Annotated in this window: 30 protein-coding genes; 22 read left to right on the top strand and 8 right to left on the bottom strand. The window is 67.8% G+C overall.

Annotation, left to right across the window (positions count from 1 at the left end; all coding sequences use genetic code 11):
• Genes CFK39_RS15705 through CFK39_RS15690 form a run of 4 tightly spaced genes read right to left on the bottom strand, consistent with a single transcriptional unit; the run spans position 1 to position 2,254 of the window.
• The gene (locus tag CFK39_RS15705) at positions 1 to 600 is read right to left on the bottom strand and encodes a hypothetical protein (protein ID WP_089066520.1); all 600 of its coding nucleotides are present in this window, start codon (positions 598 to 600) and stop codon (positions 1 to 3) included.
• A 6-nt stretch (positions 601 to 606) separates the two neighbouring features.
• Positions 607 to 987: a hypothetical protein gene (locus tag CFK39_RS15700; RefSeq protein WP_089066519.1), complete on the bottom strand. Its 381-nt coding sequence runs from the start codon at positions 985 to 987 to the stop codon at positions 607 to 609.
• Complete coding sequence (locus CFK39_RS15695; RefSeq protein ID WP_089066518.1) at positions 984 to 1,979, bottom strand: conjugal transfer protein; 996 nt, start codon at positions 1,977 to 1,979, stop codon at positions 984 to 986. The genes CFK39_RS15700 and CFK39_RS15695 overlap by 4 nt, the downstream gene beginning before the upstream one ends.
• Entirely contained in the window at positions 1,973 to 2,254 is a 282-nt protein-coding gene (locus CFK39_RS15690; protein ID WP_089066517.1) for a hypothetical protein, read from the bottom strand. The genes CFK39_RS15695 and CFK39_RS15690 overlap by 7 nt, the downstream gene beginning before the upstream one ends.
• 237 nt (positions 2,255 to 2,491) lie before the next feature.
• Here CFK39_RS15690 and CFK39_RS15685 point away from each other — a divergent pair, with 237 nt between their 5' ends.
• The 22 genes from CFK39_RS15685 to CFK39_RS15585 all read left to right on the top strand — a co-directional run bounded on the left by CFK39_RS15685 (position 2,492) and on the right by CFK39_RS15585 (position 20,099).
• Complete coding sequence (locus CFK39_RS15685; RefSeq protein ID WP_089066516.1) at positions 2,492 to 3,286, top strand: hypothetical protein; 795 nt, start codon at positions 2,492 to 2,494, stop codon at positions 3,284 to 3,286.
• Between the two features lie 175 nt (positions 3,287 to 3,461).
• Entirely contained in the window at positions 3,462 to 3,605 is a 144-nt protein-coding gene (locus tag CFK39_RS16320) for a hypothetical protein (RefSeq protein ID WP_157697277.1), read from the top strand.
• Positions 3,602 to 4,201, top strand: a complete 600-nt coding sequence (locus CFK39_RS15675) for a hypothetical protein (protein WP_089066514.1) — start codon at positions 3,602 to 3,604, stop codon at positions 4,199 to 4,201. Before CFK39_RS16320 ends, CFK39_RS15675 begins: the two co-directional genes overlap by 4 nt.
• Before the next feature lie 67 nt (positions 4,202 to 4,268).
• Positions 4,269 to 4,925, top strand: a complete 657-nt coding sequence (locus tag CFK39_RS15670) for a ParA family protein (protein WP_089066513.1) — start codon at positions 4,269 to 4,271, stop codon at positions 4,923 to 4,925.
• A 23-nt stretch (positions 4,926 to 4,948) separates the two neighbouring features.
• A complete protein-coding gene (locus CFK39_RS15665) occupies positions 4,949 to 5,317 on the top strand; it encodes a hypothetical protein (RefSeq protein ID WP_089066512.1) in 369 nt (122 codons plus the stop codon).
• A 15-nt stretch (positions 5,318 to 5,332) separates the two neighbouring features.
• A complete protein-coding gene (locus CFK39_RS15660) occupies positions 5,333 to 6,025 on the top strand; it encodes an SAF domain-containing protein (RefSeq protein ID WP_089066511.1) in 693 nt (230 codons plus the stop codon).
• A 1-nt stretch (position 6,026) separates the two neighbouring features.
• Entirely contained in the window at positions 6,027 to 6,809 is a 783-nt protein-coding gene (locus CFK39_RS15655) for a CpaE/TadZ family protein (RefSeq protein WP_089066510.1), read from the top strand.
• Positions 6,809 to 7,642 carry a hypothetical protein gene (locus CFK39_RS17085; RefSeq protein ID WP_245823035.1) on the top strand — a complete coding sequence of 278 codons (834 nt, stop codon included), beginning with the start codon at positions 6,809 to 6,811 and terminating at the stop codon, positions 7,640 to 7,642. Before CFK39_RS15655 ends, CFK39_RS17085 begins: the two co-directional genes overlap by 1 nt.
• Positions 7,594 to 8,286 (top strand): ATPase, T2SS/T4P/T4SS family, encoded by a 693-nt coding sequence (locus CFK39_RS15650; protein ID WP_245823034.1) that lies wholly within the window; start codon positions 7,594 to 7,596, stop codon positions 8,284 to 8,286. The genes CFK39_RS17085 and CFK39_RS15650 overlap by 49 nt, the downstream gene beginning before the upstream one ends.
• Positions 8,283 to 8,456: a hypothetical protein gene (locus CFK39_RS16315; protein ID WP_157697276.1), complete on the top strand. Its 174-nt coding sequence runs from the start codon at positions 8,283 to 8,285 to the stop codon at positions 8,454 to 8,456. Before CFK39_RS15650 ends, CFK39_RS16315 begins: the two co-directional genes overlap by 4 nt.
• Positions 8,453 to 9,304, top strand: coding sequence for a type II secretion system F family protein (locus CFK39_RS15645; protein WP_245823033.1), 852 nt, complete (start codon positions 8,453 to 8,455; stop codon positions 9,302 to 9,304). The genes CFK39_RS16315 and CFK39_RS15645 overlap by 4 nt, the downstream gene beginning before the upstream one ends.
• The gene (locus CFK39_RS15640) at positions 9,301 to 10,191 is read left to right on the top strand and encodes a type II secretion system F family protein (protein WP_089066508.1); all 891 of its coding nucleotides are present in this window, start codon (positions 9,301 to 9,303) and stop codon (positions 10,189 to 10,191) included. The genes CFK39_RS15645 and CFK39_RS15640 overlap by 4 nt, the downstream gene beginning before the upstream one ends.
• A gap of 111 nt (positions 10,192 to 10,302) precedes the next feature.
• Positions 10,303 to 10,503 (top strand): hypothetical protein, encoded by a 201-nt coding sequence (locus tag CFK39_RS15635; RefSeq protein WP_089066507.1) that lies wholly within the window; start codon positions 10,303 to 10,305, stop codon positions 10,501 to 10,503.
• Positions 10,500 to 10,958 carry a TadE/TadG family type IV pilus assembly protein gene (locus CFK39_RS15630; protein ID WP_089066506.1) on the top strand — a complete coding sequence of 153 codons (459 nt, stop codon included), beginning with the start codon at positions 10,500 to 10,502 and terminating at the stop codon, positions 10,956 to 10,958. The genes CFK39_RS15635 and CFK39_RS15630 overlap by 4 nt, the downstream gene beginning before the upstream one ends.
• Before the next feature lie 66 nt (positions 10,959 to 11,024).
• Positions 11,025 to 11,456, top strand: a complete 432-nt coding sequence (locus CFK39_RS15625) for a TadE/TadG family type IV pilus assembly protein (RefSeq protein WP_089066505.1) — start codon at positions 11,025 to 11,027, stop codon at positions 11,454 to 11,456.
• A complete protein-coding gene (locus CFK39_RS15620; protein ID WP_089066504.1) occupies positions 11,453 to 11,878 on the top strand; it encodes a pilus assembly protein TadG-related protein in 426 nt (141 codons plus the stop codon). The genes CFK39_RS15625 and CFK39_RS15620 overlap by 4 nt, the downstream gene beginning before the upstream one ends.
• Entirely contained in the window at positions 11,875 to 14,904 is a 3,030-nt protein-coding gene (locus CFK39_RS15615; RefSeq protein ID WP_089066503.1) for a LysM peptidoglycan-binding domain-containing protein, read from the top strand. The genes CFK39_RS15620 and CFK39_RS15615 overlap by 4 nt, the downstream gene beginning before the upstream one ends.
• A 79-nt stretch (positions 14,905 to 14,983) precedes the next feature.
• Complete coding sequence (locus tag CFK39_RS15610; RefSeq protein ID WP_157697274.1) at positions 14,984 to 15,511, top strand: hypothetical protein; 528 nt, start codon at positions 14,984 to 14,986, stop codon at positions 15,509 to 15,511.
• A gap of 333 nt (positions 15,512 to 15,844) precedes the next feature.
• The gene (locus tag CFK39_RS15605) at positions 15,845 to 16,558 is read left to right on the top strand and encodes an ATP/GTP-binding protein (RefSeq protein ID WP_089066501.1); all 714 of its coding nucleotides are present in this window, start codon (positions 15,845 to 15,847) and stop codon (positions 16,556 to 16,558) included.
• Positions 16,559 to 16,583: 25 nt separating this feature from the next.
• A complete protein-coding gene (locus tag CFK39_RS15600; protein WP_089066500.1) occupies positions 16,584 to 16,865 on the top strand; it encodes a hypothetical protein in 282 nt (93 codons plus the stop codon).
• 1,048 nt (positions 16,866 to 17,913) lie between these two features.
• The gene (locus CFK39_RS15590; RefSeq protein ID WP_015780278.1) at positions 17,914 to 19,098 is read left to right on the top strand and encodes a Cmx/CmrA family chloramphenicol efflux MFS transporter; all 1,185 of its coding nucleotides are present in this window, start codon (positions 17,914 to 17,916) and stop codon (positions 19,096 to 19,098) included.
• Positions 19,095 to 20,099 (top strand): IS481 family transposase, encoded by a 1,005-nt coding sequence (locus tag CFK39_RS15585; RefSeq protein ID WP_089066498.1) that lies wholly within the window; start codon positions 19,095 to 19,097, stop codon positions 20,097 to 20,099. Before CFK39_RS15590 ends, CFK39_RS15585 begins: the two co-directional genes overlap by 4 nt.
• A gap of 236 nt (positions 20,100 to 20,335) precedes the next feature.
• On the opposite strand, the gene CFK39_RS15580 is transcribed toward CFK39_RS15585, so the two are convergent.
• The 4 genes from CFK39_RS15580 to CFK39_RS15565 form a co-directional block, all read right to left on the bottom strand.
• The gene (locus CFK39_RS15580) at positions 20,336 to 20,665 is read right to left on the bottom strand and encodes a DMT family transporter (protein ID WP_089066497.1); all 330 of its coding nucleotides are present in this window, start codon (positions 20,663 to 20,665) and stop codon (positions 20,336 to 20,338) included.
• The gene (locus tag CFK39_RS15575) at positions 20,662 to 21,006 is read right to left on the bottom strand and encodes a DMT family transporter (RefSeq protein WP_089066496.1); all 345 of its coding nucleotides are present in this window, start codon (positions 21,004 to 21,006) and stop codon (positions 20,662 to 20,664) included. Before CFK39_RS15575 ends, CFK39_RS15580 begins: the two co-directional genes overlap by 4 nt.
• Positions 21,003 to 21,515, bottom strand: coding sequence for a TetR/AcrR family transcriptional regulator (locus CFK39_RS15570; RefSeq protein ID WP_089066495.1), 513 nt, complete (start codon positions 21,513 to 21,515; stop codon positions 21,003 to 21,005). The genes CFK39_RS15575 and CFK39_RS15570 overlap by 4 nt, the downstream gene beginning before the upstream one ends.
• A gap of 104 nt (positions 21,516 to 21,619) precedes the next feature.
• Positions 21,620 to 23,218 carry a phytoene desaturase family protein gene (locus CFK39_RS15565; protein WP_089066549.1) on the bottom strand — a complete coding sequence of 533 codons (1,599 nt, stop codon included), beginning with the start codon at positions 23,216 to 23,218 and terminating at the stop codon, positions 21,620 to 21,622.
• Positions 23,219 to 23,492 lie beyond the last annotated feature (274 nt).

Genomic DNA, 23,492 nt, shown 5'->3' with positions numbered 1-23,492 from the left:
CTACCTCCGTTGTGCCGATGCAGCAAGGAGCTGCTGCACCTCGTTGAGCTGGTGAGGAGAGGGGCCGCCATCTGGCCGTGAATCGACGGCCGAGCCCGCCCCTGGCGTTGTCGCGATCGCGGGCTCGAGGACAACGCTGGCGAGATCCTCGGGGGCCTCGACCTCGTCGAGGGGTTCCTCGGCGGTTTCAGACGGAGCCGGTCGCCATGTGGGTGAGGTACTGCGGTGCCTCACCGTGCGAGTCCTCTTGAGGGCGACGGTGTTGCCGGCCTGTCGACCCCACGCCGGTGCGTCGGCGTAGCCGATGACGCCCCAGAGGATCATCAGCGGGTTCCTGCCCTTGAGGGGGATGTGCCCCGCAGCGAGTGCGCTGGCGGCGGCGAGGACGAGCACTGGGATCCAGGCGAAGATCGGGGCCATGTTCGAGGCCCAGAGCGGCATGGTCTTCTGTCCGATAAAAGCGACCCCGATGAATGCGCCGCCCTGGGCCAGGGTGTAGGGGCCCCCGGGCAGCACCCAGTCGCCGAGCTTCCCCAGCAGGAAGGGGATCTTCCTGGCCAGGGTGTAGAACCTGACGACGGCCTGCGGCTGCTCGTTCATGGCGGATCAGGCTGCGTAGCCCAGGTCGTCGACGGTGAGCACGATCGGGTCCTCGAGCTGGGGCTGCGCCTCCAGGAGCGTGGACTCGTTCACGACCGGCGCCGCGTCGGGGATCGTGTCCTCTGCCGACTGCTGGAACATGTCCATCTGCGCGAGAATCGCGCCGCCGATGACGGCGAGGAAGATGCCGGCGATGCCGCTCGCCACGGAGAACTTGTTCTTGACCCACTGGATGGCGGCGCCGACGATGAAGCCCGCCCCGAAGAAGACCTTGGCCGTCTCCTCCGCGAGCCCCGCGAAGGTGTTGATCTGATCGAAGAATCCGGCTGCCTGGAGCGTCCCGTCCGTCTGGATGACGCCGGCGGCCTGGATGATGAGGTCGTTCATGACTGCTCTCCTGTGGTGGTGGTGGTGGGACCTGCGGTGGTGGGGTTGATCGCGGCGACTTCCCAGCGATCGCGGTAGCGCAGCTCGACCGTGTAGTCGAGTCGGGCGCTGCCACCGTCAGCTGCGGTCGCAGTGACGGAGATCTGTGCTCGCAGGAGGTCTCCCTCGGCTGGCTCTTCGGGGAGCTGCTGGGTCGTGGTGAGCGACGAGATCGACAGCTCCTGGAACGGGGTGGGCTGCACGGCGCTCAGCGACGACTCGGGGGCCGTCAGAGGGGCGACTTCTCCCTGCCCGGTGAGGTATGCCTGCATGAAGGCCGTGACGGTGTCCTGCACGGCGGAGTCGTTGATGGCGTCGCCCTGGTCGACCTCGAGGTCTCCGGCGGTCGGCGCGGCAACGAGGGACGGCAGCCCGGCCGCGGCGATGCCGCCTGCCTCGTCGGTGAGCACCGGCACCTGCCAGTAGCGGCGGATAGCGGCGCCGGTCTCGCTGGGCTGGTCGACCGCGACGGTGACGACCCAGCTTCCGTCGGAGGTCTGCACCGCTTCGCCGGGGGTTGCGGCTCCGATCGGGGAGGGCTTCTCCGGCAGGCTCAGCCGCCGGCCGGCCCCCTGGGCGAGCATCGCGGTCACCTGATCCTCTTGGCCTCGTGCCGCGGTCAGGTACTGGGTCACGAAGCTCGTGGCGAACTCCGAGACGCGCTGGGAGGCAGCCGGGTCCTGGACCTCGACAGCGGCCGTCTGGGGAGCGGGGTCGCTCCCGAAGAAGTGGAGGCCGAGAGCGGCAGGGCCAGTGAGGCACAGGCCGACGACGACGCCGGTCGCCGCGATCGACTTGAGCCGCTCCCCGTTGGTCCACCCATGGGCGAGGTCCGGCTCGGCTTTGCTCTCGCGAGTCTCATCCGCAGGGGTGTCGCGTTCGGTCGATGCCGCCTCATCCGGGGCGTCGCTCTCGGGGTCGGGGGCGGTCTTCTTGCGCCACAGGGTCAGCACGACTCCTCCTCGGGGAAGGGAGTGCGGGGGGAGCCACCCATGCCCGTCCCCGCACTCCCGCTCTGGGACACCGTCTCCAGCAGAGCGAGATCCGAACGCAGCAGCTGCTCCTCTTCGGGGCGCGTGCAGCTGCGCACTTCCGCCCACGCGCCGACGTCTCGCGGGTCGGCGAGCAGGGCCGCCAGAGAGGCGCGCAGCCGGCGCTCGCGACGGCACACAGCCCCCGCAGCACACAGCGCCGCGTACGAGACGTCGAGGTCGAGCGTGGTGGTCATCGGAATCTCCTCCGGATCGGTGTCACCCCGTTACCGCGTCCAGCGCACCCCGTTGTGACCACCCATCCGAAGGAACTTTCCGCCACCCCCCGAGCTACAACGGCACCCCCGTCTGACCAGCAGAAACGCGAGGGGCAAGAAACCCGATCGTCTTCTTGCCCCCGCGGGCAAGATCCAGGGCAAGGCCCTCTCTCCAGCGTGGAACCAACCCGTCCACTCCCCTGACGAGGAGCCACCATGGAGACCACCCAGCCGACCATCGAGTCCATCAACGCCGGCCTGCTCGCCAACCTCGACGCGATGCGCGAGCAGCCCCTCACGGCCCCTGTCGGTTCAGCCACCACGGTCCGTGAACTGTTCGCCGTTCTCGAGCACCGCGGGGACTACGACGCCACCGACCACGCGCTGCACACCCTCATCGCCCGGGCCGACACCGACCCCCAGGCGCGCCAGCTCCTGCTGTACGCGATGCGGCCCGGCCTCTCATCGCTCGCCTGGAACCACCACCTGTTCACGTGGTTCACCAACAACAACCGCGCCGACGCGTTCTGCACCGTGATCGACGTCTTCTACGACGCCCTCGAGAACCCCTGGATCCGCCGGAAGACCACGCGCGTGGCCGCACGGCTCCTCGGGCAGGTGCGCACGCAGCTGGACGCCATGGACGCCGACTGGATGACGCAGCAGCCGGCCGACTGGCGCAAGCAGCAGACGGAGACCGACGAGATCCCCTCGGTCGTCGAGCTCGAGGCCCGGCTCACCCGCCCCGCGACGGCCCACGAGAGCCAGATCGATCTGCTGGAGAGCCTGGCCTGGGCGCGCGACCGAGAGATCATCACCCTCGACGAGGCGCGGTTCCTCCTGGCGATCTACTCCCCCGACACCGGCATCGATCTCGACAGCCTCGATCTGGGTGACCTCACCCCCGCCGCCGTCCGAAAGCGCGCCTCTCGGCTCTCCCAGCGCATCGCCCGCGCCGTCACGGAGAGCACCGACCGGCAGCTCGAGCTCGGCCCGCGGGAGCTCTCGTGAGCGCCACCACGCTCATCCCTGCCTGCCCCGCCTGCCAACACGGTCACCACGACAGCTGCACGGCGGCCACCACGCAACAGGCCCAGAGCGAGCCCTCCCCCTGCCAGTGCCACCTCGACCACCACGACCGTCCCACCCAGCTGGACCTCTTCACGCTCCTGGAAGGAGACCTCTCATGACCACCGAACGCGCCCGCGCCGAGCACGCCGCCAAGTACGACAAGAACCTGATCGTCCCAGCCCGCGAGTACCTCGCACTGCTCGACGAGAACGAGCAGCTGCGCACCGCAGCGCAGAAGACCGAGGAGACCCCGGCATGAGCACCAACCCCCAGCGCGTCCACCTCTCCGCCAACCCCACAGACACCGCGATCCTGATCTCCGAGAACAAGGCGATGCCCCCGTCCTGGGCCGCGATCACCCGCGGCAGTGCCGCCGCGCTCATCGAACGCCACCACGCACGACACGACCGGCTCCAGCCGGTCGCCCGGGCCGATGCCCGACTCCTAATCCCCCTCACCATCGTCGCCCTCGCAGCCGCCGGCTACCTGTACCTGAACGGAGCAACCTCGCTCTGGTGGTTCCCGCTCGTCGTGCTCGGCGGACTCTTCACCCTCACCCGCCTCCCCAAGCCGCTGCCCCGCGAACTGGACCGACAGGTCACCGAGGTCACTCAGCAGGACGAGATTCTGGTCCGGTGCCCGGTGCCGATCGCTCTCGAGCTGACGAAGGCCCAGCACTCGGCGCTCCGGGTCGCCGAGGACTACGACGTGATCGACGAAGTCCTCGGCGCCCTCATCGAACGGCACCAGGCGCAGATCGATGCAGACCAGACCCGGCGCCGTGAGCTGGCCGAAGAGATCGTGAACGACCATGCCACCGAGGGATCCCGACACACCGAGAACGCTGGTTCGTAGGTTCGGGTTCTCGTAACCTCGTATTTCCGGTAAGGTGTTGACTACACCCGCCCGAAGGAGCCACCCCATGACCACCCGAATCGTGACCGTCTGCAACCAGAAAGGTGGCGTCGGCAAGACCACAACAGTGGCCGAGGTCGGCGCCACCGTCGCCGCGACAGGTAAGCGCGTCCTCGTCATCGACGGCGATGAGCAGGGATCGCTCCGCCGCTGGGTCGACCAGGTCGGCGAGGACAACACCCCGTTCGACATCGCGATCCTCTCGGACCCTGCCGAGCTGGGGAGCGTCCCCGAGATCGCCGCGGACTACGACCTGGTCTTCATCGACACCCCCGGCAGCCGCTACGAGCAGAATCTCGTTGCCGCCTACCTCGAGGTCTCGGACTTCATCCTCGTCTCCTCCGAGGTCGACGGACTCTCTCTCGAGCCGGCCGACAGGTACATCAACGAACTGGTGGTGCCTACGAAGAAGCCCTACTCGGTGCTGCTGACCAAGGTCGATTCCCGCAGCCCCGAGCAGGAGACCGCGGCACGCGAGTTCTTCGCCGAAGCGAACCAGCCGGTGTTCAAGTCGGCGATCCATCTGTTCCGCGCATTCCCCTACGCCTACCAGGACGGGGTCTTCGTCTCCGCAGGAACCAGCCGCCGCGCGAACGCCCGGAAGGCCGCCAGCGAGTACCACGCCGCGGCGCTCGAGCTGCTGTCCTCCATCGCCACCCTCTGACCCGACGACACCAGGAGCCACCCATGTCCAAGACCGTGTCGCTGCGCAAGACCATCCGCAAGAACGACGGGCCGCAGTCCACCGCCACCACGGAGAAGACCTCCCCCAGTGCTTCCCCGGCGCCCTCCCCCACCCCCTCCTACGACGAGCTCGTGCGCAAGGAGGCCCGCCTCCGGTCCGAGCAGATCGACGAGATCGCCCGTCTGCGTCGACGCCTGAACAGCGCGCGCAACGCCGCCGAGAAGCCTCTGCCGGCCGAGCAGCGCAGCCCGTCGCTCCAGGACCACGTCATCACCCGCGCCGCCATCACCTACCTCCTCGAGAATGCCGACGCCATCGACGGCTGGACCGAAGAGGGAATCCTCGAGAGCCTCCGCCGGCTCAAGGGCTGACCGAAAGGACCCACCGTGCCCCTCCCCCTGCTGTCCCGGAAGAAGGACGACGACACGTCGACCACCGAGCTGACGCCCGATCCGGTCCCCACCGCCTCATCCGGCACCCCCGTCAAGCGGCGGCGCCGGCCGAGGATGCTCGCCCTCGGCATCGCCCTGCTCGTCGTCGGCGCGCTCGGCGCCTGGTGGATCTCCGACCGCCTGTCCACGACCAGCCAGGTCGTCGTCGCGGCAGCAGACGTCCCCGAGGGGCAGGTCATCACGGCCGACGACCTCACCACCAGCGATGTCAACGTGCCCTCGGGGTCCGCGGTGATCTCCGGCAGCGAGCTCGACAGCCTTGTCGGACAGCGCACGACCACCTCCCTGGAGCAGGGCGCGCTCCTCTCCCCCAGCCAGGTCAGTGCCGCCTCCGTGCCGGGAGAGGGCACGGCGATCGTCGGGATCAAGGTCGCCCCCGGGCAGATCCCGACCCAGAACGTCGACCCGGGCGATCCCGTCCAGATCGTCGGCACCCCGAAGTCCGGCGACGACCCGCCCAGCGGTGACGCGCCCACCGTCAACGGAACGATCCAGGCTCTCGGAGAGCCGTCCACCGACGGCACCTACGTCGTCGACGTCCTGGTCTCCGACGACCAGGCCGGAACGCTCACAGCCCTGTCGGCCACCGGCCGCATCGGCGTGATCCTGGTCCCCGAGGAGGAGTGACGTGCTGATCTCCCTGACCTCATCCTCAGGATCCCCCGGTGTCTCAACGACCGCTCTCGGCCTGGCCCTCGCCTGGCCCCGCGACGTGATCCTCCTCGAGGCCGACACCCTCGGCGTGAGCTCGACCCTGGCGGGATTCTTCGCCGGGAGCATCAGCCCCCAGAGCACCGTCATCGACCTCACCCCCGGCCAGGACTTCGAGGAGAAGCTGCTCGAGCAGTCGATCCCCCTCACGGACGACACCGAGCCCCTCCGCCGGCTCGTGCCCGGGATCAGCAACCCCCTCCAAGGTCGCGCACTCTCCTCGAGGTGGGACGCGCTGGCGATGGCGCTGTACGACCTCGAGCGAGCCGGCATCGATGTGCTCGTGGACATCGGCAGGTTCCACGCCCCCTTCATGGCTGCACCGATCCTCAAGATCTCCGACGTGACCGCGCTCGTGCTCCAACCGACGGTCACCGCGACCGTGGCCGCCAAGAGCACCATCACCCACCGCCGGCTCGCCGAGTCCGGCGACATCGAGGCCCCCGCTCTGCACCTCATCACCATCGACGCCCCCGACACCTACTCCGAGAGCGAGGCATCGCGCGCACTGGGGCAGCCGTCGCTGGGATCCCTCCCCTGGGCCCCCAAGCACGCCGCGGCCTTCGCACACGGCCGCCCCCGACCCCGGGGGTTCGACTCGAGCTCCTACATCCGCTCCCTGCGGTCGCTGGCCGACTCCATCAGCACCGCTGCCAGGAAGCGACGTGCTGCCATCCAGAACCTGCGAGGAGACGCCTGATGAACTCCAACCCCGCCGAGCTGCCCGACTTCGCCAGCCTGCCTCTGATCGGCCTGGACGAGGAGAACGACGCCCCGCTGGACATCGTCCCGACCGCCCCCGCCCCCCGACCACACCTCGTGCGCCAAGACGAGAAGCCGGACCAGCCACAGCCGGCGCAGCGCTTCACCGACTGGAAGATCGTCACCCGCCTGCGCAACGACGTCTCCGAGCACCTCTCCCGCGAAGACTCCTTCGACCTCCCCCTCGAGGACCAGAAGGCACAGGCCATCTCCCTGATCACCCACCTCATCGACGACCAGGAGCGGCTGCGCATCAACCAGGGGCAGGCGCGATGGTCCGGTGAAGAGCGCCGAGCGCTGAGCCAGGCCGTCCTCGAGGCCGTGTTCGGCTTCGGACGCCTCCAGCCCCTCCTGGACGACGACACGATCGAGAACATCGAGCTGTACGGCCACCAGAAGGTCATCGTCCAGCGCACCGGCCACGGCGCCTTCGAGTACGTCGACCCGATCGCCGACTCCGACGAAGAGCTGCTCAGCATGCTCGCCCACTACGCCCACAAGGCCGGCCGCAACTTCGACCCCGCCCACCCGAACCTCGAGCTCAACCTCGGCCACAACGCCCGACTGGAGGCGACAGGCTGGGTGATGCCCAAGCCGATCGCGACTATCCGCATTCACCGCCTCATCGACATCACGCTCGCCGACCTCGTCGACCTCGACCTCATGCCCCCGAGCTCGCGTCCTTCCTCCGCGCGGCCGTCCGGGCGAAGAAGTCGATCATCGTGGCGGGTGACCGCGGCGCCGGCAAGACGACCCTGCTCCGCGCGCTGATCAACGAGATCGAGCCCGCCGAGAAGATCGGCACCATCGAGTCCGTCTACGAGCTGCACCTCGAGCAACTCGGCGATGAACGCCACCCACGACTGATCCCCTGGGAGGCCATCCCCGGCAGCAGCGAGAAGGACGCTGCTGGCCGCCCGATCGGCGAGATCCCGATGGACTACTGGGCGCAGCGATCCTTCCGCCACAACCTCGACCGGCTCATCGTCGGCGAGCTGCTCGGCCCGGAGGTGATCGCGATGTTCGAGGCGATGCAGACCGGTGCCGGCAGCATGTCCACGATCCACGCGAAGTCCGCCGCCGCCGTCCCCGAGCGCATCGTCACTCTCGCCCGCAAGGACGGCAGGGTCACGGAAGACTTCGCCCGCCGCCAGGTCGCCGAGAACATCGACCTCGCGATCTACGTCGGTGTCATCCCCCTGGCCGAGCCCAACCCCTGGACCGGTCAGGCCCCCCGCGGCCGGCGGATCACGAACGTCACCACGTACAGCCCTGGCGAGGACGGGCGCGTGGCCTCCACGCAGCTGTGGGAGTACAGCGACGGCCAGATCCACCAGCGCCTCTCGCCCCCGTTCTACGACGACCTCAGGCCGCACCTGCGCGAGGACCCCACCACCTTCCCGGAGATCTCATGAGCACCTTCGACGCCATGGGCTGGTACGCGGTGGCGATCACCGCGAGGCACTCCCCCGAAGCCGACCCGCTCGCGCTCGACGAGCTCGACCGCGCCCTGCTGGCCGAGCAGCTCCACGAGATGGCCGACATGCTCACCGAGACCGACACCTTCACCCCGAGGAGCCGATGATGATCCCCTTCCTCGCCTCCCTCAGCGCGATCGCCCTGATCCTGGGCATCTGGCTGCTGGTGACCGGACTGATCCCCCAGCCCGTCACCGAGAAGACCAAGCGCTCCCGACGGCTCACCCCCACGCAACGACGGCACGGCGGCATGATCCTCACCGCCACCGTCCTCGGAGGCCTGCTCTGGCTGGTGACCGGGTACTTCGTGGCTCTGCCCGCACTTCCCGCCCTCGCCCTGTTGCTGCCGTACATCGTCCCCCGCTCCAGCGAGAAGGCCCCGATCGAGAGGCTCAACGCCCTCGAGGAGTGGACGCGATCCCTCAGCGCCGTGCTCGGCGCCCAGGCCAGCCTCGAGCAGGCGATCATCGCCTCCCGGGCCTCGGTTGCCGATCCCATCAAGCGCGAGGTCGGCCGGCTCGTCGCCCGACTCCAGGCCGGTGTCCCCATCAGCACTGCGCTGGAGAGCTTCGCCGACGACCTGGACGATCCCACAGGGGACGTTCTCGCCGGCTCCCTCCTGCTGGGATCGTTCCGGCGCGGGCCCGGCCTCGCCAAGGTGCTCGACGGGGCAGCGGAGATGATCTCCGACGACGTCGCATCCCGGCGCGAGATCGAGGCCGACAGGGCCAAGCCCCGCGCCAACGCACGGATCATCACGATCATCGCCGTGGTCGTCCTGCTGCTGCTGTTCGTGGCGAATCCGACCTACGTCGAGCCGTACCAGACCCTCCTGGGCCAGCTCATCCTCTCGGTCCTCACCGCAGCGTTCCTCGCATCGCTGTGGTGGATGAACATGGCCTCGCGCACCCCCAAGGGCCGACGGATCCTTCGCACCACTGGAGGCGCACGATGACCCCCATCGTCCTGCTCGTCGGAGCCACCATCGGCGCCGGCATCTTCGTCCTCATCCGAGCCGCGATGCCGACGCAGCCGGCCCTGTCCTCAGCGGTCGAGCGGCTCACCGCGGCTCCTGACGCCTCGCAGAGCCCCGATGCCGAACCCGAGGGATTCGAGGAGCGCCTCGGCGCCTGGGCCGAGCGCACCCTCACCCAGCTCCCCCTGATCGTCACTCCCCGCCGAGATCTCGCGCTGATCGGCTGGAGCAGCCGCACGTTCTACGGCAAGAAGGCCAAGGCCGCGCTGTTCGGCCTGTCCCTCCCGGCGATCCTCTCGGCACTGGCCTACATCGCTCAGATCCCCCTGCCCCTCGTCGGGTCCGTGGGAGCGATGCTCGTCCTGGCCCTGGTGTTCTTCCTGCTGCCCGACCTCGAGGTCCGTCAGCGTGCTGCCGAGGAGCGGCAGCACTACTCCAAGGTCCTCGCCAGCTACGTCGACTTCGTCGCTCTCTCCCGCAACGGCGGCGCCGGCCCCGCGCAGGCGATGACGGAGGCCGCTTCGATCGGTGACCACGAGCTGTTCGCCCGCATCCGTCAGCTCATCGAACGCTCGCGGCTGCGAGGCACCGATGCCTGGAATGACCTGCGCGAGCTCGGAGAAGAGATCGGCGTCAACGACCTCAACGAGATCGCCGACATCATCCGCCTGTCCGGAGAGGAAGGAGCCTCGATCAAGGACAACCTTCACGCACGCGCGCGTTCGATGCGCAACGCCCAGCTCCGCGACGAGCAGGGAGTCGCCAACGCCCGCAGCGAGGGCATGGTCGCTCCCCTCGCGATCCTCGCGGTCACGTTCATCGCCCTGCTCATCACCCCCTCGATCCTCAATCTCCTGTCGTACTGAGCCACGCCCTTACCGCCATACCCCGGCACCTGTAAAGATGTTGGGAGGATCCGGTCACACGACGGGTCCGAAACCGCGGTAGAGGGGTAGACCCGGAAAGGACCCACACCCATGGAAGCCCTCAAGATCCTCATCTCGTACCTGACCAGCTTCGTTCGCGACCACGCGCAGCGCGCGCGTCAGTCGGCGACTGTCGGCGCGATCAGCACCGAGACCATCATCGTCACCGTCGCCCTGGTCACGCTCGCGCTGGCCGTCGTCGCCGCGATCGGCGCCTACGTCTACAGCAAGATCGGCGAGCTGCCCTCGTGACCTGGGTCCGTGCTGAGGGGCCGAGCCAACGCTCGGCCCCTCAGCGCTGCCGTCCTCCCGGTCGACGAGGACGACACCCCGGACGCCGAGCACAGCTCGAGCGCGGCTCCTCCGCCGAGTCGATCATCGTGATCCCGACCGTCTTCGTGATCGTCTTCCTGATCATCCAGGTCGGCATCTGGGCTCATGCACGCAGCATCGCCGTCCACTCCGCCCGAGAGGGCGCAACAGCTGCGGCGACCTACCAGTCCAATCGCTCCTCGACCGAGGCCACCACGGCCGCCCTCACCGTGAACGCCGACGGTGTGCTGCGCGACTACACCGTGACCTCATCGCAGACGGACCAGGCGATCACCGTCACCGTCCGCGGACGCGCACTGTCCCTCATCCCCCTGTACGAGCTGCCCGCCATCGAGCAGACCGTCACCATCCCCACCGAACACTACGTTCCGTAAAGCTGTTGACACTAAACATGCCAGCGTGCACACTATAGGTGTCCCAGCACAGAGAGGAGCGAGTCGATGACCCGTCTCGAGCTCGAGCGCGGATCCTCCAGCACCGAGGCCGCGATCATCGCCCCCGCCCTCTTCCTGATCCTCGGCGTGCTCCTCGCCGTCGCCAGCTTCGCCACCGGCCAGCAAGCCGTCACCACCGCAGCGCACTCCTCCGCCCGTGCCGCATCCCTGGCCACGAGTCAGGCCGATGCCGTCCAGCGCGTCGAGGGAGCCTTCACCAGCGAGCTCCAGCAGCGAGGGATCTCCTGCACCAACGTGTCCGTCGACGTCGACGCCGCCGCCTTCACCACAGCCCCCGGGCAGACCTCATCCGTCCGCAGCACCATCACCTGCACCCTGCCCTACGCCGAGGTGATCCCCGTCCCCGGCCTCCCCGGTACGCGAACGATCACGGTCGAGTCCACCAGCCCCCTCGACACCTACAGGGAGCGGTCATGACCCGGATCCGGAAGCAGCTCGAGCGCGGCGAGGTCTCCGAGCTCGCCATCGTCATCGTCGTCGCCCTGTTCCTCGTGATCGGCCTCGTCGTCGACGGCGGCGCCAAGATGAACGCGGCCGCGGAGGCCTCAGCGACTGCGCAGGACGCCGCACGCGTCGGCGCACAGCCCCTGGAGTCCCTCCCCTCGGACACGCAGCCCGCGCAGCTGAGCGCCAGCGGCGCCGCCACCGCCGCCGAGAGCTACCTCGCGCAGGCCGGGGCCACCGGCTCAGCCCGCGTCATCGACCCCACGACGATCGAGGTCACGGTCACCAGCTCCGAGGACACCGTCTTCCTCGGCCTCATCGGCATCCACTCGGTCTCCGCGACCCGCACCGCACGCGTCGACCTCATCCAGGGACAGACGGAGGTCCTCCCATGATCAAGCCGCTTAAGGCGCTCGGCGCCCTCGTCGTGCTCGCCGCCCTCATCGGCGGGATCCCGCTCGCCCTGCTCACCTTCTACGGGAACCCGATCCCGCAGCAGCTCCCGGGCGCCGAGGACGTCGCGCACCTGTTCACGACCAACGACTCGATCGGCTTCCTGCTGTTCGTGGTGGTGTGGATCGGGTGGATCGCCTGGGCCACCTTCACCCTGTCCGTGGTGGTCGAGGTCATCGCCCGCATGCGCCACATCCCGACTCCGCAGCTGCGCGGGCTCAGCGCCCAGCAGGGCGCCGCAGCCGTCCTCGTTGCCGCGATCGCCGGGCTCGGTGCGCCCGCCGCGATGGCCGAGACCCCGGCCGAGATCGCACCAGCCGTGCAGACCGGAGAGGCCCCCGCCATGCCCGCCGAGCAGCCGTCCACCGAGACCCAGAGCGCCCAGCAGGACACCTCCGCCGCCACGACCGAGGACCTCGTCATCACCGTGCAGCCCGGAGACACCGCCTGGGATCTCGCCGCGAAGCACCTTGGCTCCGGCAGCCAGTGGAGCGAGATCGTGAAGGCCAACGACGGCAAGATCCAGCCGGACGGCGGCGCGCTCCGCGTCGGAGAGGACCCCTTCCTCGAGCCCGGATGGAAGCTGACCATCCCCGGCGTCCCCGCCATCGACACAGCTCCCCAGGGCGCTGAGCAGCAGTACGAGACGGTCACCGTCGAGCGTGGGCAGAGCCTGAGCTCGATCGCCGACGAGCACCTCGGCGACGCCGACCGGTGGCCCGAGATCGCCGAAGGCTCCGCACACATCACCCAGCCCGGCGGACACCACCTCGAGGACCCCGACCAGATCGACATCGGCTGGACGCTGCGCGTGCCCACCGATGCCCCCGCCGTCCCCACGCACCAGGCCGACGAGCAGCCCTCCCATCAGGAGGAGGCGCCCTCCAGCGAGGAGGCCGCCGGCGCCGCCGAGGCGGCCGAGCAGGCAGTCGACGCGGCCAGCGACGCGCTTCCCGCCGCCGAGACCCCGCAGGCAGATACCGCGACCGACGCCGCGCCCGCCGGCGCCGAGACCCCTGCCCCTGCATCGGCTCCCAGCGCCGAGGCCGAGGAGACCTCCACCGTGCCGTGGACCGGGGTCGGCTCGATCTTCGCCGCCAGCATCCTCGGCGCGGTCCTGGCTCGCCGCCTGTACACCCAGCGCAAGCGCCGTGCTGACCAGAGGATCCCCGAGGCCGCGACGGTCGACCTCGACCAGGTCCGCCTCACCCGCATCGAGGACCCCACCGTGCTCGGGTTCGTCGACCGCGCTCTGCGCACCCTCTCCGCGCTCCAGCTGCGCGACGGCCAGACTCTTCCCGATGTCCGCCTCGCGCGCCTGACCGATGACCACCTCGAGCTGTACGCCTCGGCGCCCCACGAGCTGCCCGCGCCGTTCGAGGCCACCGATGACCCCGCCACGTGGCTGCTGCCCCGCACAGCCGCCCTGGCCGACGACGAGACGATCGCGGACATCGTCGCGCCCTACCCGGCGCTCGTCACGATCGGCACCGACTCCGACGGGTACCAGATCCTCGTCGACCTCGAGCACCTCGCCGCACTCGGCATCCACGCCGCCTCCCAGACCTCCATGCCCGTCATGCGGGCCCTCACGGTCTCCCTGGCCACGTCGCAGTGGGCCGATGACCTCGCGATCACCACGGTCGGCGTCTGCCCCGAGCTCGAGGACGCCCTCGGCTCCGGCCGGATCACCTACCGCGAGACCGTCACCGAGCTCCTGGACGACCTCGAGGCCAAGCTCGAGCGCGACCAGGAGGTCCTCGAAGAGCTCGGCCACGACTCGGCGCAGCACGCCCGCCAGGCAGGCGATGCCACTGACCTCTGGACCCCCGAGATCATCATCATCGGCACCGACCTCTCCCTCACCGAGAAGCGCCGACTCCAGGCCATCGTCGACGCCCGCCCCCAGATCGCGGTCGCCGTGATCTCCAGCGACCAGCACACCGACCTGTCCGAGTGGAGGATGCACATCGAGTCCCTCGAGGCCGCACGCCTCGAGCCCCTCGGCCTCGAGCTCCACCCCCAGCACCTCACCGACGCCGACTACGACGCGGTCCTGCGCGCTCTCGGCGCCGCCTCCACCCTCGAGCCCACCGACGAGGTCTCCGACGAGCAGCTGGCCACAGAGGAAGCTCCCGCGGCGCCGCTGCACCCCGTCGCCATCGTGCAGCCCTCCACCAGCACGATCCTCACCGCGGCCCAGCGCGACGCCGAGCCTGAACTCCCCGCCGAGCACCCGTACATCCGCGTACTCGGCCCCGTCGAGGTCCTCGGCGCGACCGGCCCCCTCGAGGACAAGCGCCTCGCCGAGCTCACCGAGACGGTCACCTACATCTACCTCCAGCCCGGCAAGGCCGAGAACGACTTCCGCGCCGACCTCTGGCCCGGCAAGCGCGTCGCCGACAGCACCCGCCACCAGCGCATCTCCCGCGCCCGCAAGTGGCTCGGGGCCGCCGACGACGGCACCCGATACCTCCCCCGCGCCAACGGCGCCGACGGGTCCTACACGCTCGACGACCACATCACCTCCGACTGGGCCTACATCCAGCAGATCGCCGAGCTGCACCAGGACGCCACCAGCGAGCAGCTCGCCGAGGCCCTCAAGCTCGTGCGCGGCGCCCCGTTCGCCGGCGGCGGCCGCAGCCGCTACCGCTGGTCCATCACCCTCCAGTACCGGATGACCGACACCGTCCTCGACGTCGCGCACGAGCTCGCCCAGCGCGCCCTCGACGCCGGCGACATCGAGACCACCCTGTGGGCCACCCAGCGGGGCCTGCTCGTCGAGTCCCTGCACGAGCAGCTCTGGCGCTACCGCCTCCAGGCAGCCGCCTACGACCCCGACCTCCACCAGCGCATCACCCACGACCTCGAGGCCCAGATCGCCGCCGTCGACGACGACTACGACCTCATGCCCGAGACCGAGGCGCTGATGTACACCACCCCCGCCGCCCACCGCATCGCAATCTGAGGCCCCCATGACCACCCCCATCCCCCGCCACCGAGGAGACCGCCCGATGATCCGACAGCGAGCACTCACCACGATCGCGATGGCCTCCCTCCTCGCCCTTCCCCTCGCCGCCTGCACCAGCAGCAACGGCGAGGAGGACCCCACCACGACGGCCACCAGCCAGGAGGCCCCACCCACGGCCGACCCCGCCGACGCCACACCCCAGGAACGTGTCGAGGCGTACTTCGAGGCCTCGGATGCAGCCGCGGCCGATGGCTGGAAGGACACCAGCTACGCAGATGACTTCCTGATCCCCGAGCTCGCGGAGAAGCAGAAGACGGACGACGCAGATCGTGCAGAGTCCGGGGCCGTCATCACTGGGGAGCGCAAGCTGACCAACTGGACCGTCACCGAAGAGGAAGACACCACCGCCACGGTTGAGTTCTGCGACGACGGCACGGGATTCGAGGCGACCAAGGATGGGAAGCCCGTTGAGATCAACAACGCGAGTCTCAAAGTCGTCGGCCAGTTCAAGCTCGTTCGCGAGTCGAGCTCAGAGCCGTGGATGATCCAGCAGAAGGGCTACTACGACGAGGAGACGACATGCGACGCGCACTTCGCCGGCTGACTGTTGGCACCGCAGCAACATCGATCGCTCTCCTGCTCCTCCCTCAAGCCTTCGCAGAAGGGGGTGTTGACCTCGACCTCGGTGACGATGGTGGTAGTGCGAACGTCAAGGTCGAGGTGAAGGACCCTGGTAACGGGGGCGGGAAGTCCTCTAGTGGGGGTGGTAGCTCGTCCGGCGGGGGAAGTCGTCGGGCGGCGGCTCCTCGAGCGGGGGGAGCAAGTCCTCTGGCGGCGGCGGGAAGTCCTCCGGAGGCGGCGGCAGAGGGGAACCACCTCCGTCAGCAGCGGTGGCCGGACCAGCGTCGGGAACTACTCAAGCGGGTCGCCGTCCTCGGTGTCCTCGAGCCGCCCGGACAACGTCGAGATCCTCGACGACGGCTCTCGAGCCACGTATCAGCCCGAAGGCGCGTACGTGCAGGGGCAGAACGGGGGACCCACCGCCTTCTTCGACGGCATGACCCAGGGCCAGCCCGAGCCTGCGGATCCGGCAGCGCCGGCGGCTCCCGCTCCGGATCCCGCGCCTCAGGAGGGCGGTGAGCCGGCCGCGCCTCAGGTGGATCCCGCCGAGCTCGCGCAGACCGCGGTCTCCCAGATGGGGCTAGAGGCCCCGGAGATCGCCTCGACACCGAACGACACCGAGACCCTCGGCGCCGTGGGACTGCCGGTGTGGCTGTGGGTGGCCAACCCCGGGGAGACCACGACGGGTCCGAACACGACCAGCGCCTCCGCCGGGGCGGTGACCGTCACCGCGACGGCCAAGTTCACGGGCATGTCGATCGACATGGGCGACGGCACCACGATCGAGTGCGACGGACCCGGGACCGAATACCCCGGCACCGGAATCGACCCCTCCCCCGACTGCGGACACGTCTACGAGCAGATGAGCGATGAACAGCCCGATGGGCTGTATACCGTGAACATCACCGCGCACTGGGGCGTCGAGTGGGAGTCGAACACCGGTGAGACCGGCACGATCCCCGTCGAGCTGACCACGTCCAAGCAGCTGCGCATCGGCCAGTACCAGACCGTCGTCACCGACGTGTCCTGACCACGCTGACCTCCTGGGAGCACCGATGAACGTCACCGACCCGATCACCAGCGCACACCTCGGATTCGGCGAGCCGATCGGCAACCGCAGGGAGGCTGTCACCACGGTCCGCCTGACCCATGCCAGCGGCCAGATCGAGGACGTGTCGCTCACCGAGGAGGTCACCCACGTCGGGCCACTCGAGGGTCTTCTCCTGCTCACCGATCGAGCCACAGATCAGGGCCTGGGGTTCCCCTTCACCTACGAGGCCACCAAGGACCTCACCCTCGAGGACTACATGGAGCCGCGGCCCCAGCCAGCGAGATGACGCATTCAAACCGCATTCAAGAACACGGAAGGGAATGACCTCATGAGCCCGGTAAGTCGAAAGAGGAAGAAGGTGAAGGACAAGGAGAAGGCTCGTAGGAGCCGGGCACCACAGCCTCAGAACCACGGAGCCTTCACTCCGGCTTACAACCCGAACCGGCCACGCGGCGGCGGGCCACAGCCGCCCCCGAAGTTGAGCTCCTCGCTCGGCTATCGGACGCCTGGCAGATACTCGCGAAGAACAACCCCGCGAACCACTGCCTCCATGCCATCCACGGGATCAGCACGGTCCTCGCCGACTGGGGCGTCGACAGCGAGCCAGTCGTTGTCCGCGCGACGGTCGAGTGGCCCGAGGCAACGGTCGACGTCGGTTCACGCACACCGTCGGTCACCGACACCGGAACGAGGCTGGAGTGGACCGGACACATGGGACTGTGGATCCCCCTCTTGGGGAGGTTCATGGATCCCACTCTCTACCAGGCCAACCGTCCCGGGATGTCCGATCGCATCGATCGCGGGATCGTCATCCCAATCCACCCGCGAGATCTCGGTCCAGTCCCGTTCGACACGGTCTACAGCGCCATCGTGACCTATCACTACATCGATCTACCCGGCCGCGACATCCTCCAGGAACTACCTCCTCACGTGCGTTCCGAGATGCAGAAGAGCACCTCAATCTTCTCCCACGAGATGACGCAGCTAATGAGGCGACCCGAGCTGGCAGACCTACGGTCTCGACTGACAGTCGAACCCTTGGCATCGTCCGTGGCGGCTATCTAGATGTTGCGGGGCAGGACGTTGATGACGATGCCGCGGCGCGCGCAAAGGATGTGCAGTGTTGAGGGAGCGTCGGTAGGGTGAGGAGCATGGCGTGCCCTGAATCAGACACTCAGGGGGCTTTCGGTCACACCGTCAGCCCCCCAGACCTCCTGAGTCCTTAACCCGCCGCCTGCGCCTGTGCGCTGAGCGGGCTCTTGGGCAGCTCCCTGGGCGCTGGCCGTGGTGACGAGACGTTTCCCTCTTTTCGTTCTCGTTCCTCGGAGCCCTCCATGCCCTTCGCCCTCTACCTGCTTGCCCTGGCTGTCTTTGCCATGGGCACATCTGAGTTCATGCTTGCTGGCCTCGTGCCAGACATCGCCGCCAGTGTCGGTGTCTCTGTCGGCACAGCTGGGTTACTCACCTCTGCCTTTGCGGTCGGGATGATTCTCGGTGCGCCCGCCATGGCAGCTCTCACCCGTCGGTGGCCCGCCCGGACCACCTTGCTCGGGTGCGTGGTCATCTTCGCTGCCTGTCACGTCGTCGCCGCCACTGCCGAGACCTTCTCCGTGCTGTTCGCAACTCGTGTGGTTGCTGCGGTTGCTAACGCCGGGTTCCTGGCCGTTGCACTCAGCACCGCGACCCGCCTCGTGGCCCCCAGCCGGAAGGGCCGCGCTCTTGCCATCCTCCTCTCGGGCACCACGATCGCCATGGTCGCCGGTGTTCCCGCGGGGGCTCTACTTGGCACGGCGCTGGGATGGCGGGCCACGTTCTGGGCGGTAGCCTTCCTGTGCGTTCCTGCTGCAATCGGCATCCTCACCGGGATCCGTCCACAGCCGAGAGACACGCAGGACGAAGCCAACGATGGCCTGTCTCTCGCCTTCGAGTTGGCGCAGCTCCGCGTGCCCCGTCTTTTCACGGCGATGCTGCTCGCTGCGCTGGTCAATGGCGGGACTTTCGCCGCGTTTACGTTCCTCGCGCCGGTCGTGACCGGGACAGCGGGTCTGGGCCAGGTGTGGGTACCGGTGGCTCTGGTGTTGTTCGGCATCGGGTCCTTCATGGGAGTCAGCATTGCCGGGCGACTGTCTGACCAGCACCCGCGAACGCTCCTCGTTGTGGCCGCGCCGCTCCTGTTAGTTGGGTGGCTGTTGCTCGCGGTGCTTGCTGGGCACTCCGTGCCGCTGCTCGTCCTGGTGTTCCTGCTGGGAATGCTGGCATTCGCTGTGGGAAGCACCATGATCGCTCGAGTGCTCTACGCAGCATCGGAAGCGCCCACCATGGGTGGTTCCTACGCGACTGCCGCTCTCAACATCGGGGCCGCTGCTGGTCCGGCGCTCGGAGCGGTAGCGCTCGAGAGCTCGAGCAACCTTGGTCCCGTGTGGGCAGCGACCGCGCTGACCGCTCTCGCACTCCTCGTGATGCTGCCCACGCTGCGCATGATCGCCCCGCGGGTACGGAATGTGGAGGCTGCCAAGTGACGCACGCTAATGCTCCGTTGAGCCTTGAAGGTCGACGCCGGCTCGTGAATCGGTGCCTGACCCGGCCGATCGCGCACGTAGCTGCCGAGATGGGCATCTCACGCGCGTGCGCTTCGAAGTGGGTCAACCGGTGGAGACGCCATGGCGAAGCCGGGCTCCAAGACCGTGCTTCGACGCCCCACCACAGCAGTACCGCGACAGCCGCCTGTGTCATCCAACAGATCGAGGTCTGGCGGCGAGAGCACAAGTGGTCCGCCCAGCGCATTGCCTACGAGCTCGCCGAGCTGGACGTCAGGATCAACCGGCGTACCGTCAGCCGACACCTGAGCCGGCTCGACCTTGGCCGACGCCGGTTCATCGACCCTGGCGGCGACACCAATCGCAAGCCAGGGAAGATCACCGCCCACTGGCCCGGCCATATGGTGCACCTCGACGTGAAGAAGGTCGGCCGAATCCCTGACGGTGGCGGCTGGCGCATTCATGGGCGCAACAGCGACCAGGCTAGGACTGCGGGTCGCGCGAAGTCAGCTGGGGCGAAGCGGGGGTACACCTACCTGCACTCCGCCGTCGACGGATTCTCCCGACTCTCGTACACCGAGCCGCTGACCGACGAGAAGGGACCCACGGCGGCAGCGTTCCTCGCCCGAGCTAAGGCCTGGTTCGCCGCTCACGGGATCTCGCACATCCACCGCGTCATCACCGATAACGGTGCGTGCTACCGCTCGGCCGACTTCGCTCGAATCGTCGGCAACCGCACGCGACACCAGAAGACCAGGCCCTACACGCCCCGACACAACGGGAAGGTGGAGCGCTACCAGCGAATCCTGGCCGAGGAACTGCTATACGCCCGAGAGTTCGAGAGCGAAGAAGCCCGCGACACCGCGATCGGAATCTGGAATATCCACTACAACTACCACCGCCCCCATAGTGGAGCGGGCGGACATCCCCCAGCATCTCGGCTCCGTGCTGGCGTCACCAACGTCTGGCCCTCATACATCTAGACGTCCCATACCCTCCCCACGCACCGCATAGGACGGCGGCACGATCTCCCGAGGCCCTGGCCAAGCACCTCCGGGTACACGACACTGAGAGTCCAACTCGAGGAGGATCCACTATCTGCGGTCGATTCACGCTGGCTTTCGATCTGGGAAACCGGAACCATGGGCGCCACCGGGCAGGATCCTTCTCGGCCTCCTGGCATAATCGCCACATCCTGAGCCGTGGGGCGCAGGTCCGGTCAGTGGGTGGCGCCGATCTCGATGAGTAGCACGCCGCCGACTATCAGGGCGATGCCGAGGCCCATGATCCAGGTGAGGGGTTCTTTGAAGAAGAGCCTGCTGATGATCGCGGTGATGGCGACGCCGGCAGCGGCCCAGATTCCGTAGGCGACTCCGAGCGCGACGCCCTGTCCGAGGACGACGACGAGCATGCTGAAGGCGAAGATGTAGCCGGCTGCGACGCCGATCCACCACAGTTTTCTGCCGCTGCTGGCCATGCGGAGTGAGACGGTGCCGGCGACCTCGCCCGCGATCGCGCCGATGAGGGAGATCAGTGCGAGGGCGCTCATGCTGCTACTTCTTTCTTCTGGGCGGCCTGGGAGCCGAGTTCGACCAGTAGTACTCCGGCCATGATGATGACGATGCCGAGACCCATGAGCAGAGTGATGGGTTCGCCGTAGATCACGAGCGACATGATCGCTGTGAGTGCGACGCCGCTAGCGCCCCAGATGCCGTAACCGACGCCGAGGGCCATCCCGTTGCGCAGAGACATGAACAGTGCCAAGAAGGAGCCGACGTATCCGGCGACGACGAGGACATAGAGTCCGGGAGCATCGAGCGCACCCTTGAGGGAGAGTGATCCGGTCACTTCCAGGAGAACTGCACCGACGAGAAACAGCCATTTCTTCACTTCTGCACTCCTTCACTGATGAGGCCGAGCGCGACGCTCAGCATGCTTTCGCGCTGCGCCCGGGAAAGCTCAACGATGCCGAGGGAGCGGTCGAACCAGGCTCCGTCGGCAAGGAGGCGGACAGAGCGCACCCTGGGGTCGTCCAGACCTGAGCCGAACCAGGGATCAAGGCGGCGCATCCACTGGTCACTGAGCTTGTCGCGCAGGCGCGCGTCGGCGAGGAGAGCGAGGTCGCTGGGGTCGAGGTCATCTAAGAGAGAGAACTCGACATAGGCGCGCAGCCTCTCTACCTCGTCGGACTCGTCGCTGACTCGCTCACGCAGCTCGGCTTCCCAGAGATCGATCACTCGATCGACAACCGCGACCGTCAGCCCCTCTTTCGTAGCGAAGTGATGGACGAGCCCGGGCTTGGTGAGCCCCGCGTGCCGAGCGACGGCATCAAGAGTCAATGCGTCTCCGTGTCGAAGCACCTCGAGGGCGGCGTCGAGGATCTCAAGTTTCGTTGCCATACCCCCATCGTACCGACCATATGTATGGTCGGTCTAGTGTGATGTCGATCGCTGAGCCTCTGACGGCAAAGGTGGCTCTCGGGCGGCTGCGCTTGCAGACGCCGTCATTTCTTGGAGATGAGGCTCCTGCGGTTGTTGGCGGAGAGGAGGCTTTGCGCTGCGAGGTGTCCGGCTCCGCCACTGAGGCCTCCACCGGGGTGAGTGGACGCTCCGATGTGCAGGAGACCTTTGATCGCCGTGGTGTGTTTGCCCGAGTGGGCGAGGGGGCGCCAGAGAAGATTCTGGTCGAGCTCCATCGAACCGCCGTAGGGGTCGCCATGAACAGCGTTAGGGTTTGCGGCTGCCAGGTCGGTGGGAGTGATCACCGTGGTCTCGAGGATGCTCGAAGTTAGGTCAGGAGCGTGCTCTTCGATCCGGGCGAGAACACGTTCGACGTACCGCCTGGTCGTGTCCGCATTCCAGGTTCCGTCGACCGATATCGCGCCAGCACTGTCTGCGGTGGGTTGCCAAGGGACCTCTTGTAGCTGGAGCCAGAGAGACCCCGCCCCCTCGGGCACCCGACTCTGATCGAGGACATGCTGGCGACCGACAACGATCGTAGGCGCGGCGGGGAGGGCACCCGCGTCGGCCTGCGCGCACGCAATGCCAGTGCCGCCAGAGCCATCACTGATGTGGAGTAGCGGGACATCCTGGAAACGCTCGTCGGTCCAGCGCAGAGGACGATCCAGGGCGATGTGGATCTGCATGGCGGCGCGCCCGAACCGGAACCGTTCTGCGTCCCGCCGGATGGCCCAGGGCACGGGCTCGTCTTTCAAGAGCGTGCCGTAGAGGGCCTGCGGGGTGACGCTCGCTATCACCGCCCGCCGCGCGCTAATCAGGCCCTTGTCGGTGACGACGCCGGTCGCGCGACCGTTAGTCGTGGTGACGCGTTCCGCGCGATGACCGGTCAGGACTGTCACGCCATGCTCAGAGAGAAGCCGTTCGAACGCGGTCACAAAGTTCTTCGCTCCGCCAGTGACAACGGGCAAACCGAAACCGTGCATCGTCATCGCGAGGACGGGAATCATCATCCCGCCGGTGGCGCTGTCCGGGGAGATGCCGGCGTGAAGCAACCACGGCGCCCACAACTGGTCAGGCTCGCTGCCGGTGAACCGGTCACGCCCGAACGCGCGCCCGCTCATCACCGCATCCCGCGCGAGAGCATCCATCCCTTTGATCTTCTGAGACTTAAGGGCACTGAGCGCGAGCTTCACTGTTGCGGCGGATCGAACCTCGGAGCCGAGGATCCTGAAGACCAGATTCGCGCGTTCGCCCATCTCTTCCAGCATGGCCAGGTATGCCGCCTGGTCCTCTGGGTGCGTGAACCCTTCGACAGTCTTTGCCGCATCGCGGTAGGCCACGGCCGCCCGGCCAGCAGAGATGCTGCCGGTGAGAGCCCCGTCGGTGTTCGCGTACTCGAGGCCGTGCTCATGCAGGTCTGGGCCGAGGGCCGCATATGCGCCACCGGAGACGAACAGCGGATGCCAAGAGGAGTATGTGTCGTGCGTGTAACCCGGCAGCGTGGCCTCGCCAGAGTCGATGAATCCACCCAGGCGGCTGTTCTGCTCCACAAGAGCGACACTCCATCCGGCGGTGGCGAGCTCAGCCGCGGCCACCAGACCGTTGACCCCTGCCCCGATCACAACGACGTCATATGTGTCCATCGTTTCCTCCATGTGTTCCACGTCTCGACCCACCTGAGAATACCTACCTCATGTTTGGTAGGTCAACGAGAGGTCCGAACCCCATGGGATCTGGGCACTACTCCCGAGGGTGCCCATGGACGCGCGCGGAGCCAGCGCGATATGAGCGCGCTCTGGAATTGCTGTCCGATCGGACGTATCTCAGCGGCGCATGCAGACCGCGACGTCACCATGGTTGGGAGCGAAACACCCTGGCCAAACGAGTGCATGCGGTACGACATGCGGTCACTGCTGT

Origin of the sequence: Brachybacterium avium (assembly GCF_002216795.1) — a bacterium.
In the GTDB taxonomy this organism is placed as follows: Bacteria; Actinomycetota; Actinomycetes; order Actinomycetales; family Dermabacteraceae; genus Brachybacterium; species Brachybacterium avium.
Note: the sequence above shows the minus strand (reverse complement) of the source record. Positions and strands in the feature narration are given on the sequence as shown.